This window comes from Nonomuraea sp. B12E4 (genome assembly GCF_039871825.1).
Classification (GTDB): domain Bacteria; phylum Actinomycetota; class Actinomycetes; order Streptosporangiales; family Streptosporangiaceae; genus Nonomuraea.
The window spans coordinates 126,265-138,131 of sequence record NZ_JBDPME010000025.1; the positions used below are offsets into that span (position 1 = coordinate 126,265).

Sequence of the window (11,867 nt, forward strand, 5' to 3'; positions counted from 1 at the left end):
CGAACGGGGCCCTACCCTCAGCAGGTCGAGTGGAACAGCCCGCCGACGGCGGCGGTGCCGGTCAGCGCGTTGTAGCGCTCGACGGCGGCCCGCGTGTCCGCCAGGTGGAACTCCACGCCCTTCGCGCGCCAACCCGCCCGCGGTGGGAGACCCTGAAACGATCAGCAGCCGTACCTGGCTCTACGTGGTGATGATCCTCGTCGGGCTGGCCCCGACGGCGATCGCGGTGGCGACGGCCCGCCACGTCTCCGGCGCCCCGTGGGCCCGATGGCTCGCGGCGGCGGCCGCCTTCCTCGTCCCGGTGGTGGCCGCGTGGCTGCTGCTGACGGCGGTCAACGAGGTGCCGGAGGGGTTCCCCGCCACGCTCCTGTGGGAGTTCAGGCTCGCCTCGATCGGCACGCAACTCGTCTTCTGGACGGCGTTCGGCGTGCTGTTCGGCTGGGTGAGCGACCGGGCGGCACGGCGTACGGCGGCCGTTCCCGTGCCGGTTTGGTGGGTGCTGTTCGTCCGGCACGCCACGACGCCGGGGATGCGGGCCGCCCGCTTTCCCGCCGACGAGGACGCCGACCCGGCGAGCCTGGCCTCGGCGGCCGGCCCGGTTCAGCCGCCCGCGCCGATGCCGACGGTGATCACACGTTGCCCAGCACGCGGGTCACGTGGATCTCCAGGACGACCCGTGACGGGTTGGGCCGGGGCGGCTTGTAGCGGGTGGCGTAGCGGTGCTCGGCGTCGGCCACCTGCTCGGGCTCGGCCCGCACCACGGCCCGTCCCTCCAGGGTGGACCAGCGGCGGCCGTCCACCTGGCAGAGCGCGACCGGCGCGCCGGACGGGCCGATGAGCCGGGCCTTGTACGAGGACCCGGAGGTGATCACGCGGGCGATGCCGCCGGCCAGGTCCAGGGTCGCCCCCACCGGCACGACGTGCGGCGGACCGTCGGGACGTGCGGTCGAGAGCGTGCACAGGTGACGCTCCTGCCAGAAGGCGGCGAAGGCTTCGCCCTGCTCGACCAGGTTCACGGTCCTCCTCGGGGTGTTTTGCGAGCGATATCGTATATCTCCCGCTCTGGCCCACTCTTATGGGTGAAACGGCTACTCGTCATCGGCATCGGCGCGGGCGATCCCGACCATCTCACCCTTCAGGCGGTCAAGGCCATCGCGGCGACCGACGTGTTCTTCATCGTCGGCAAGGGCGAGGTCAAAGAGGATCTGGTCCAGCTCCGGCGTGGTCGTCATGCTGGATGCCCACTGCTCTTTGGCCGGCCTCGGCGACTTCCACATCTACTGGGGCGCCTACCTGGGAACGCCGGACGAGATCCTGGTGTCCGGACCGGTGGCCGAGGTCGGCGACCGCATCCGCGAACTCCGCGCCGAGGCCCGCGCCCGCAGGGGCTGGATCATGGACACCTACCTGCTGCGCCGCCCATCTGCCGATCAATGAGGCAGGCGTCCGTCCCAGCGAGGAACTCCGTGCCGGCGGCGCGCGATCCTCAACCGGCCGACGAGGACACGGCACGTCAGGGTGTCGGCGCGGCCTCCTAACATACGGCCATGACCACGCACGGATTCACGCTCACCGCCGACGGACCGTTCGACTTCGGGGCCTCGTTGCGCTTCGTCGAGGACTGGCCCGCCACCAGCGCGCTGCCCTCCGACGGGCGGGCGCTGCGTTTCGCGTACTGCGCGGAGTCCGACTGGCGGCCGATCGGCGTGACCGTGACGGCCGCGCCCGGCGGGGTCGCCGTGGCCACGACGCGGGCCCCCGGGCCGGGGATCCGGGGCGAGGTGGCGCGCATCCTGTCCCTCGACGTGGACGGCGCCGGCTTCGCCAAGCTCGGCGCGGCCGACCCGGTGCTCGATGACCTGCAGCGGCTCCGTCCCGGCCTGCGGCCGGTGTGCTTCTGGAGCCCGTGGGAGGCGGCCTGCTGGGCGGTGATCGTGCAGCGTTCCTCGATGCTCGCCGCCGCCCGCATCAAGCAGCGCATCGCGGAGCGGTTCGGCGCGGAGGTCGAGATGGACGGGCGGGCGTACGCGGCCTTCCCGCCGCCCGTGACCCTGGTGGACGCCGGTGGGCTCGGCCTGCCCGCGCAGAAGGAGGAGTGGCTGCGCGGGCTGGCCCGCGCGGCGCTGGACGGCGTGCTCACCACCGAGCACCTGCGCTCGCTCGCCCCCGAGGAAGCCCTGGCCGAACTGCGGGCCCTGCCCGGGGTGGGGCCGTTCTCGGCGGGTTTGATCCTGATCCGGGGCGCGGGCGCGCCGGACGCGTTCCCGGGTGACGAGCCTCGGCTGTTCGCGATCCTGCGCGAGGCGTACGAGCTGGCGGAGGATGCGCCCCCGGCCGCCTACCGCAGGCTGGCCGAGACCTGGCGTCCCTACCGCTCCTGGGCCTCCTTCCTGTTCCGCGCCACCTCCTACGGCGTCATGGACAACCGGGACGAAACGCCGGCCGGTTCCCACGACTGAGACGGAACACCGGCCGGTTCTTGTTGAGCGACGAGGTTCTGCTGCCGTGGCGTTCGGCGCGTGCGGTGACCGCACGCGCCGAACACCGATCTTCCTCCCACGAAGGGCCGTCAGAGGCCGCCTCGATCAGGGATCAGCCGAAGAGAGAAAGGTCGATGGATTCCGCGAGGGCGGCATAGCCCGAGTCGCTGCCGTGGAGGTTGTCGCCCATGTGCAGGCCACTGCGGATGCGGCTGGGATCGGCGGGGTCACGCCAGACGGCATCGAAGTCGAGCACTCCGTCAAAGGCACCGCTCGTGCGGATCCACGCGTTGACCTGCTCACGCGCCTTGTCGCCCTCGGGTGTGTACATTTCCGAGCCACCGTAGGGGGCGATGGTCGCCGCATACGCCTTCGCGCCGTGCGCCCGGGCTCGTGCCGCCAACTGGAGGTGAGCGGCGATGACGTCGTCCACGCCTACGGGCTCGCCGGGGAACATCGAGAGGAATCCGGCGGTCTCCGCGGTGCGCGGAGCGAAGGAGAAGATCAGGTCGTTGCCTACAGCGATCACCACGTGGCCGAGGCCCGGCGTGGCGAGGACGTCGCGGTCGAAGCGGGCGAGGGCGGCGGTGCCGATGCCATCGGTGAGCATGCGGTTGCCGCTGATGCCCTGGTTGATCACGCAGCGTGTCTGTCCGTTGCGGGCTGCCAGACGCTCGGCGAGCAGGTCGGTCCAGCGCCGGTCGGTGCCGGGGGTGGAGCCGATGCCATCGACGCGGGAGTCGCCGATCACGGCGATGGCCTTGGTCGGTGTGTCGGGCTGCACTTCCACGGCTGAGATCAGGGCTTGTGCCGGCAAGGGGGTGGCGTCCGTGGGGAGCGACGCAAGAGCGGTCGCGTCGCCGGGGATGCACCAGCCGAGCGTGTGGAAGGTCCCGTGACAGGTTGGGGTGTCGACTCGTCCGGGCAGGTAGAGGCTGATGGCCAGCCGCGACAACGCGGCGGCGGGCAGGTCGATTGGGTCGCTGAGGATCGGCGCGCCCGCCGGGACGGTGGCGGTCGGCTGGCCGCCGAAGGTCATCGCATGGCCGCTTCCACCCTGAACCCCGCCGTCGGTCTCCGCGATGGCCACGCGGACGGCGCCGATGGCCAACGGTGCGGTTCCGTACTCGTTGCTGATGCGGATGCGTACGCGGCGTCCGCCGCCGCTGACGCGGACGATTTGCCGCAGCGTCGCGTTCTCAAAAGGTTCGATGAAGCTGACGGAGTTGTTCGGCGCCTGGGGGGAGGCGCCCCAGGTGCGAACCCATGCGACTGCGTTCGGGTCGCTACCTTCCAGGCCGGAGGGGGTATTGATGGCGCTGTTCATGCTCGTTGTCCTTCGGTTGTCGGTTGGCTGTTTCGGGTATGGCGCATCCCGCGGCCTGCCAGGACCGGCCAGTGCCTCTTGTTTTCGGGAGTGGCGAACCACCGGGCGGCGGCCTGTTCGAACGCGTCGCGACCGGGCCGGCACCTGCGATTGCTACGTGGTGCATGTGAGTTTCCCCCTGAAACCAATACGTGGTCCTGCTCCGGCCGGATCCGGCGGGGCGGGTCAGTGCAGGCGGGTGAGGCCGTCGAGGACGACGGCGATGCCGGTGAGGAACTGCTCGCGGTCGTCGTGCTCTCTCATCTGGCCGACGATGGCGTGCATGAACGGGTAGTCCTCGGGGTTGAGTCCCTGCCACGCCGCCGAGGCCGCGTCGAAGAACTCGTCGCGGTCCGCATCGGGGTCGACGCCTGAGGTGTCGCCCTCGATGCGGGCGTTCTGGCTGACCGCCCCGAGGATGTAGTGCACGAGCGTGGAGGCCGCGTCGAACCAGCGAGCTTGCGGCACGCCCAAGGCACCCACCTGCCGGCCGATCCGCTCGAAGATCCCTACCGTCACCGGGCCCACCGGGTTGCGGATGACCTGGAGCGTCAGCCGCGTGGCGAGCCACGGGTGCTCCGCGATCGCATCGAACAAGGCCAGTGCGACGACGCGGATCTCGTCCGCCGGCGCTGCTCCCGCCCGGGCGGGCTCCGTCGCCAGAGCGGCCGTGACGACCGTCTCGGTCACCGTGTCCAGGAGATCGTCCCGCTTGCCCACGTGATACGAGATCGCACCGGACCCGGTGGACAGGCGCTCACTCAGCGCCCGGACGGTCAGCGCGCCCTCGCCGCCCGCATCGAGCAGCTCGATGGCGGACTCGATGATCCGCTCCCGGGACAGCACCTGATTACGCCGCTCAGGCCGGCGTGCTCGCGTTGCCATACGTTCATGGTGGCATATTTGGTGCGGCGTTCCAATTTGGATCGGTGTGCCAACTGGCGGTGGCGTCCATCTTGGCGCGCTGCACCAAACCCGGTCGGCGAACACGGCGTCCCTGCTCATGAGGGAGTCATCTTCGTGACGTCAACAGCGGACGCGGGCGGCGGCGACAGCTGGACCCCAGCCCGTACGACTGACAAAACTTGACGGGAGCCACTGTCATCAACTTGTCGCGGCCACTGACAAAAAACTCGTCGCGCAACAGTTCTCTCTCACCCAGCGGGATACATCACCTAACACCGGCCGTTCGAAGGTGCCCGCGGGAGGTCCCCGTGACCGACTCACCGACGATTCTCGACACCACCGGCGCCCTCCTCTACGAGCAGGCCGACCGGTTGCGCGCGGCCGGACCGGCCGCCCTCGTACGCCTGCCGGGTGACCTCGTCGCCTGGTCGGTCAGTCGCGGCGACGTGGTCAAACTCCTGCTGGGCCACCCCGGCGCGTCCAAGGACGCCCGCAGGTCCCGGCCCGGCTACCGGCCCTTCGCCATCGCCTGGCCGACCGCCTGGGTCGACGTCGTCAGCATGCTCACCGCCGACGGCGCCGACCACAGGCGGCTGAAGGACCTGGCCGGCCGGGCCTTCACCGCCCGCCGCATCGAGTCCATGCGGCCCGCCATAGAGCGGATCGTCACGGACCTGCTCGACGACCTCGCCACCGCCCCTCCCGGGCAGCCGGTGGACCTGCGCGCCCGCTTCGCCTATCCGATCCCCAGCCGGGCCATCTGCGACCTGTTCGGCGTGCCGGACGAGCAACGGCGCGCGATGCTGGGCGCCATCGACCTGGTGCTGGACACCAGCCTCACCGCCGAGCAGGCCGCGCGGGTGCAGCATGACATGTACGCGGCGATGCACGAGCTCATCGGGACCAGCGCGCCGCCGTCCTCGGCGCGCCCGGGCGCTGGAGCGACGTCATCGAGGAGAGCCTGCGCCGGGATCCCCCGGTCATGCACCTGCCCCTGCGCTACGCCACCGCCGACATCACCCTCGGCGAAGGGGTCACCATCGCCAAGGGCGACCTCATCCTGTACGCCCCACGTCGGGCTGCGATCATCGTGGGCGCAAGCCATCGAAGGCAAGGGTCAAGGCCCGCTTTCGACGCGCAGCATCCCAGCCATAGTGCTCTGCTGCCGAGCAGAGCCCGTAGAGCACCGCGAGCAACTCGATGATGTCGATGTCCTCGCGCACGACCTTTACCCGCTGAGCCGCGATCAGCAGTTCAGAAAGTGCGGCGCGCAGACTCTCCGCCGCCGCCGCCATCCTTCCGGAGGATTTCAGGTCGATCCCGACCGCCAGCAACGCATCGCCGAAGTGCTTCTTCACGGTCGCATCCGCGACCACACTGTCGATGACCTCCAGCAGCGCGGAGTCAGGGTGACCGGCCGCGGATAGGGCCCGTGCCCTGTCGACCAAACGCCCCATGCGCGCAACGACGATGGCTTCGAACAGAGCTTCCTTGCTCGGGAAATGCCGGTACACGGTTCCGACCCCGACACCGGCGGCCTTGGCGATGTCCTCCATCGGCGCCGCCACGCCGTGGACCGCGAAGACAGATTCGGCGGCATCCAGCACAAGCGCCAGGTTGCGCTGGGCGTCGGCACGCAGTCGCCTGCCCGACGGTCGATCGGCTGTCACAGAGGGCCCTCCGTCACGGTTGACATACGGAATGATCATTCCGCATCATGTAACCGGAATATGAATTCCGACTCTATCTCGACGAGAGGCTTCACCGTGCCCTACCTCAACCTGGGCCACTCCGGCCTGAAAGTCTCCCGGGCCAGCCTGGGAGCGATGAACTTTGGCGAGACGTCCTCCTTCGCCAGCTGCGACGAGGCCGAAGCGCGGCGAATCATCGACACCTTTCTCGACGCGGGCAACAACGTGATCGACACGGCTGACGCGTACACCGGCGGCGAGTCGGAGGAGATCGTCGGCCGTGCGGTGCGTGCCAAGCGAGACTCGGTGGTGATCTCCACCAAGGCGTTCATGCCACAACAGGACGGTCCCAACAACCGGGGCCTGTCACGTGCGCACCTGACCCGGGCGCTGGAAGCCAGCCTGCGCCGCCTGGGTACCGACTACATCGACATCTATTACTGCCACCAATGGGATCCGAACACTCCGATCGAAGAGACCATGGCGACCTTGGACAGCTTCGTACGCTCGGGGAAAGTCCGCTATCTGGGTTGCTCCAACTTCACCGCAGCGCAGATCGTCGAGGCGCAATGGGCGTGACCAGATCGGCGGCACCCCTTTCGTCTGCTTGCAGCCTCAATACTCGCTACTCGCCAGGACCATCGAAGCGGAGATTCTGCCCACGTGTGCGCGCCATGGCCTGGGAGTGATGACGTGGAGCCCGCTCGGTTCCGGCCTGCTCACCGGCCGCTACAAGCCGGCCGACATGCAACCAGACAGCCGACTGGGCCGGCTTCTGGCGTCCCCGGTTCCGATGGCCAACAAATGGGCGCAAGACCTTCTCACGGAGCGCAATCTTCGCATCGTCGAGGAGGCCCGCCGAGTAGCCGCCGATCTTGGCACGACGACACCAGCCGTCGCACTGGCGTGGCTGAGTGGCCGACCAGGAGTTACCTCAGTCATCTTGGGACCGCGCACCCTCAGGCACCTTGAGGAGAATCTGGAAGCACTCGAGTTGAAGCTGCCCGCCGAACTGGCCCGTCGCCTCGACGAGATTTCCTCTCCGTCCAACGATCCAGTCAATGGCATGTCACCAGCATGATATGAGCGGGCGATCGTCAGTGCCTGTGCTTCCTACATGGCTTGCCAAACCCCTGTGGCTCCAGATTCGAGGCGCTGCTGTTCAAGCGACCGATCTATGATCCCGCTCATCCTCTGGGCTGCCACCGCCGCCGCGTCGAGGACCGGATGCCGTCATGACAATGCACGCCCGCTGAGGTCATATCCGCCCGATTTCCGGCGAGTACCACGGGGAGCCGGTACAGCCGGGAGGGCGCTCTCGCTCATCGGCCCGGCCGCCGCCACGTTCTCGTGGTGGATCTGAGCTGGTCATTTCTCGGAAAGGCGGCGGCCCAGCGCCGGGGCCCGGTCGCCGGTGCCGCGTTAGCGTCGGCGGCATGGAGATCGACGTGGTGCTGCCGTGCCTCAACGAGGCGGCGGCCCTGCCGTGGGTGCTGGGCCGCATGCCGGACGGCTTCCGCCCGATCGTGGTCGACAACGGCTCCACCGACGGCTCCGCGGAGATCGCGGCCGGGCTGGGGGCGAAGGTGGTGGGCGAGCCGGTGCCCGGGTTCGGCGCCGCCTGCCATGCGGGGCTGGCGGCCGCGACCTCGGACGTCGTGTGCTTCATGGACTCCGACGCGTCCCTGGATCCCACGCAGGCGCCCCGGGTGTGCGGGCCCGTCCTGGCGGGTGCGGCCGACCTGGTGCTCGGCCGTCGCGTGCCCCGGCCGGGGTCGTGGCCGGCGCATGCCCGGCTGGCCAACGCGGTGCTGGCGGGGAGGCTGCGCCGGCGTACCGGGGTTCGGCTGCGTGACCTGGGACCGATGCGGGCGTGCGGGCGGCTCGCGCTGCTGGAGCTGGGGCTCGCCGACCGGCGCTTCGGCTACCCGCTGGAGATGGTCCTGCGCGCCGCGGCGGCGGGCTGGCGCATCCACGAGACCGAGGTGGACTACCTGCCCCGCAAGGGCAGGTCGAAGGTCACCGGCACGGTACGCGGCACGCTGCGGGCGATCGGCGACATGCGCCACGTCATGACCGCCCACGAGCCCCGCCCGAGACCCGGAACCACGAGGGATGGATGACGTCATGACGAAAGTGCTGGTGACCGGGTCGGCCGGTTTCATCGGGCGTCATGTGGTGGCCGCGCTGGAGGCGCGTGGTGACCAGGTGATCCCGCTTGACCTGCGTCACGGGGACGACGTGCGTGACGCCACGCTGCTCGGGCGGCTGTTGCCGGGCACCGGCGCGGTCGTGCACCAGGCGGCCAAGGTCGGGCTCGGGGTGGACGTGGCCGATCTGCCCGACTACGCCTCGGTCAACGTGTACGGCACGGCCGTGCTGCTGGCCGCGATGGCCGCCCACGGTGTCGGGCGGCTGGTGCTGGCCTCCTCGATGGTGGTCTACGGCGAGGGTGCCTACGACTGCGTGCGGCACGGCCGGGTGCGGCCGGGGCCCCGCTCCCCCGCCGACCTGGCGCGCGGATCCTTCGAACCCCCGTGTCCCCGGTGCGGGAGCAGCCTGGCCCACGCGACCATCGACGAGGACGCGCCGCCGGACCCGCGCAACGCCTACGCCACCACCAAGCTGGCGCAGGAGCACCTGGCCGCCAACTGGGCGCGCGAGACCGGCGGCACGGCCGTCGCCCTGCGCTACCACAACGTGTACGGCCCCCGGATGCCGCGTGACACCCCGTACTCGGGCGTCGCGGCGATCTTCCGCTCTGCCCTGGAGGCCGGCCGGGCGCCGCGCGTGTTCGAGGACGGCGGGCAGATGCGCGACTTCGTGCACGTACGCGACGTCGCCGAGGCGAACGTGGCGGCTCTGGGCGGCGGCGAGCCGGGCACCCTGACCGCCTACAACGTCGCCAGCGGCGAGCCGCACTCCGTGGGCGAGCTGGCCGCGGCGCTGGCGGCCCAGCGGGGCGGCCCGGAGCCGGTCACCACCGGGGAGCACCGGCTGGGCGACGTCCGCCACATCGTGGCCGCCCCGCACCGGGCCACCACCGAGCTCGGCTTCCGCGCCCGGATCGGCTTCGAGGAGGGCATGAAGGAGTTCGCCACGGCCCCGCTGGCCTGACGCGATGGCGCCCGCTGGCCTGACGCGATGGCGGTGGGTCAGCCCCGCAGGTCCATCGTCATGGTGGAGCCCCAGGGGGCGCGGCGTTCTTCGTGGAACCCCGTGGCCAGGTAGAACGCGAACGCCCCCGGGTTGCCGCTGCCGACGCCCAGGTGCAGGCCGGGCACGCCGCGGGCACGCAGGGCGCCGATCAGGGTCGTGATCAGGCGGCGGCCCAGACCCGCGCCCTGCCCCCGGGGCAGCAGGTCGATGTGCAGGTGCGCCGGGTAGGCGCCGAGGAGCTCGGCCGGGGTGCGCGGCGGGTCGTGGAGGTGGGCGACGCGCAGCCAGTCCTGGGTGCCGTCGCCGGGGTCGGCGGCCAGTCGCCGGGGGTAGCGGGCCCGCAGGCCGGGCCACCACCTCTCCTCCAGCCACCGCTCGAACGCGGCGGTGTCGGCGGTGGCGACGATGTATCCCAGCAGGCCCCGCTCGTCGTAGGCGACCCAGGTGAGGCCGGGGTCGGCCAGCGGGTACGGCCCGGCGTAGATGTGCGCGAGCAGCTCGGGATCCCGGTAGAGCCGGGTGGCGTCCCGCCCGGAGTCCCCCGTCTCCAGGCACACGCGGTACATGCCGGGCAGGTCGTACGGCTCGAACGGCCGGATCTCCGCCATCACCGCATCACCGACACGGCCAGCAGGAACCACGCGGTGTGCGGGATCCACTGCTCGGCCCACCGCCACGACTCCCCGCTCGCCCGGTGTTCCGGTGGCATGAAGGCGATGTCGTGCTCGTCGTCGAAGCCGCTGGTGATCCCGTTCAGGATGCCGCCGGGGACGTTCTGGAAGGCCGTGGAGTACTCCACGTTGTTCCGGCCCCGCCCCTGGATCATGGACGCGTCGAACGGGTTGAGCCCGGTGATCCACTGCACCTGGTCCTCAGCCAGCACGTGCAGCCGCTCGCGCAGACCGGGCGGGCAGCCGGGCGACCCGGCGGCGAGCAGCGCGGCGTAGGCGGTCGAGCTGATGCCCGCGTTCTCGCCCTGCCACCAGTAGCCGGTCTCGTTGTCGTGCGGGTAGAAGAAGCTCGTACGCGGTTCCGCGCCGAGCGGCTGCACGTACTGGCGGGGGTAGCCGAAGGGGTTGTCCACCTCGCCGGCCAGGGCGACCGCGTCCCGCAGCAGGGTGAGGGCCAGGTCGCGGGCCCGGCCGGCGCCCGGGGCGGCGGGCAGCGCCTCGGCGAAGCGCATGAGCGCCACCGCGGGCAGCCCGGGCTCGGCCGCGTGGAAGAACGGGCGGCCCGCCACGTCGCCCCTCAGGTAGCCGAAGCCCAGCCCGGAATCGGTGTACCGGGCGGCCAGCGAGGCGGCCCGCCGCTCGGCCGCCGCCTCGTAGTCCGGCAGGTGCGCGTCGTCGTGGCCGTGCCGGGCGGCGGCGGCCAGCTCGACGGCGGCCAGCAGCGCGCAGTAGTCGTCGATCACCGACTCCCGCCCGTCGTAGAGGTAGTCCGCGTTGTGCCGCTCCAGGTGCGCGAACCCGCGGTGGGCGGCGGCGAAGTAGTCCTCGGGCCGGAAGTCGCCGTGGTCGTCCTGGGTGGCCGCCCTGGCCAGCGCGGCGATGGCCAGGCCGCCGCCCTGCCGGTAGGCGGCCTGCCAGCGGGTGGTGCGCACGCTGTCCTGCAGCGGCGCGTTGATCACGCGTTCGCCGAGGTCCTTGGTGAGGGCGTCGAAGACGGCGGTGTAGAAGTAGCCCTCCTCGGACTGGAAGCGCACCAGGAAGTCGGCGCCGTACAGGCCCTCGTCGCGCATGCGGGCGCCCAGCACGCGGAACAGCTCCGGGTGCAGGGCGCGCAGGTGGTCGCGGGCGGCCAGGAACGCCCACGCGCACAGCGGGGTCTGCTGCGGGTTCATCATCCGGGTGTAGTTGAGGTGGCTGAGGAACTTGCTGTGGTCGCCCGAGGCGTCCAGCCAGCCCCCGCTGGCGTCCACCGTGCGACCGGAGTCGTCGAGATGGAACCGGGCGTGCCGGTCCTTGCGATCGATCTCGCCGCTGGAGCGTACCGCCTTGAAGTAGTAGAGCGCGTCCGACAGCGTCGCGTGGTGGATCCGGTGCTCGCCCACCTCGAACGGCGCCGAGGCGGCGGTCACGTCGCCGCAGGTGACCTCCACCCGGTACGCGCCCGCGGCGCGCACGTGCCCGAAGTCCACCCGGGCGAACCGGCCGGGCGACCACCCGTCCACCCGCAGCAGCGGCCCGGCGGCCAGCTCGGTCCTGGCGCCGTGGGGGGGGGCCCCCCCCCCCGCCTCCGTCCCGTTGGGCTCCCGACGAGCGG

The 11,867-nt window shown here is 71.0% G+C and carries 13 protein-coding genes and 3 pseudogenes; 9 read left to right on the forward strand and 7 right to left on the reverse strand.

Features of this window, described 5'->3' with window-relative positions; all coding sequences use genetic code 11:
* Positions 1-187 precede the first annotated feature (187 nt).
* Positions 188-385 (forward strand): annotated as a pseudogene (locus ABGB18_RS38375) (CbtA family protein); the annotation flags it as partial.
* Between the two features lie 244 nt (positions 386-629).
* On the opposite strand, the gene ABGB18_RS38380 reads toward ABGB18_RS38375, so the two are convergent.
* Positions 630-1,016 carry a pyridoxamine 5'-phosphate oxidase family protein gene (locus tag ABGB18_RS38380; protein WP_347700585.1) on the reverse strand — a complete coding sequence of 129 codons (387 nt, stop codon included), beginning with the start codon at positions 1,014-1,016 and terminating at the stop codon, positions 630-632.
* 63 nt (positions 1,017-1,079) lie between these two features.
* Between ABGB18_RS38380 and ABGB18_RS38385 the strand changes: the two are divergent.
* The 3 genes and pseudogenes from ABGB18_RS38385 to ABGB18_RS38395 form a co-directional block, all read left to right on the forward strand.
* Positions 1,080-1,157, forward strand: a pseudogene (locus ABGB18_RS38385) (precorrin-6A synthase (deacetylating)); the annotation flags it as partial.
* A gap of 73 nt (positions 1,158-1,230) precedes the next feature.
* Positions 1,231-1,437: a hypothetical protein gene (locus ABGB18_RS38390; protein WP_347700601.1), complete on the forward strand. Its 207-nt coding sequence runs from the start codon at positions 1,231-1,233 to the stop codon at positions 1,435-1,437.
* A 110-nt stretch (positions 1,438-1,547) separates the two neighbouring features.
* Positions 1,548-2,459 (forward strand): hypothetical protein, encoded by a 912-nt coding sequence (locus ABGB18_RS38395; RefSeq protein WP_347700586.1) that lies wholly within the window; start codon positions 1,548-1,550, stop codon positions 2,457-2,459.
* A 133-nt stretch (positions 2,460-2,592) separates the two neighbouring features.
* Here the strand turns inward: ABGB18_RS38395 and ABGB18_RS38400 are convergent, their stop codons facing one another.
* From ABGB18_RS38400 to ABGB18_RS38415, 4 genes are all read right to left on the reverse strand, one after another.
* Positions 2,593-3,807 (reverse strand): SGNH/GDSL hydrolase family protein, encoded by a 1,215-nt coding sequence (locus tag ABGB18_RS38400; protein WP_347700587.1) that lies wholly within the window; start codon positions 3,805-3,807, stop codon positions 2,593-2,595.
* Positions 3,808-4,032: 225 nt separating this feature from the next.
* On the reverse strand, positions 4,033-4,731 hold the full coding sequence (locus tag ABGB18_RS38405) for a TetR/AcrR family transcriptional regulator C-terminal domain-containing protein (protein WP_347700588.1): 699 nt from the start codon (positions 4,729-4,731) through the stop codon (positions 4,033-4,035).
* Positions 4,732-5,069: 338 nt separating this feature from the next.
* On the reverse strand, positions 5,070-5,621 hold the full coding sequence (locus ABGB18_RS38410; protein ID WP_347700589.1) for a hypothetical protein: 552 nt from the start codon (positions 5,619-5,621) through the stop codon (positions 5,070-5,072).
* 216 nt (positions 5,622-5,837) lie between these two features.
* Positions 5,838-6,422 carry a helix-turn-helix domain-containing protein gene (locus ABGB18_RS38415; protein ID WP_347700590.1) on the reverse strand — a complete coding sequence of 195 codons (585 nt, stop codon included), beginning with the start codon at positions 6,420-6,422 and terminating at the stop codon, positions 5,838-5,840.
* A gap of 60 nt (positions 6,423-6,482) precedes the next feature.
* Here ABGB18_RS38415 and ABGB18_RS38420 point away from each other — a divergent pair, with 60 nt between their 5' ends.
* The 5 genes and pseudogenes from ABGB18_RS38420 to ABGB18_RS38440 all read left to right on the forward strand — a co-directional run bounded on the left by ABGB18_RS38420 (position 6,483) and on the right by ABGB18_RS38440 (position 9,560).
* Entirely contained in the window at positions 6,483-7,022 is a 540-nt protein-coding gene (locus ABGB18_RS38420; protein WP_347700591.1) for an aldo/keto reductase, read from the forward strand.
* 4 nt (positions 7,023-7,026) lie between these two features.
* Positions 7,027-7,524, forward strand: a complete 498-nt coding sequence (locus ABGB18_RS38425) for an aldo/keto reductase (protein ID WP_347700600.1) — start codon at positions 7,027-7,029, stop codon at positions 7,522-7,524.
* Positions 7,525-7,543: 19 nt separating this feature from the next.
* Positions 7,544-7,673: pseudogene (locus ABGB18_RS38430) on the forward strand (IS5/IS1182 family transposase); the annotation flags it as partial.
* Between the two features lie 206 nt (positions 7,674-7,879).
* On the forward strand, positions 7,880-8,566 hold the full coding sequence (locus ABGB18_RS38435; RefSeq protein ID WP_347700592.1) for a glycosyltransferase family 2 protein: 687 nt from the start codon (positions 7,880-7,882) through the stop codon (positions 8,564-8,566).
* Between the two features lie 4 nt (positions 8,567-8,570).
* Positions 8,571-9,560, forward strand: coding sequence for an NAD-dependent epimerase/dehydratase family protein (locus ABGB18_RS38440; RefSeq protein WP_347700593.1), 990 nt, complete (start codon positions 8,571-8,573; stop codon positions 9,558-9,560).
* Positions 9,561-9,598: 38 nt separating this feature from the next.
* Here ABGB18_RS38440 and ABGB18_RS38445 read toward each other — a convergent pair whose 3' ends face one another.
* Entirely contained in the window at positions 9,599-10,210 is a 612-nt protein-coding gene (locus ABGB18_RS38445) for a GNAT family N-acetyltransferase (protein WP_347700594.1), read from the reverse strand.
* Positions 10,210-11,867 (reverse strand): glycoside hydrolase family 9 protein (locus tag ABGB18_RS38450; protein WP_347700595.1); only part of this gene is annotated, 1,658 nt, incomplete at its 5' end. The genes ABGB18_RS38450 and ABGB18_RS38445, both read right to left, overlap by 1 nt.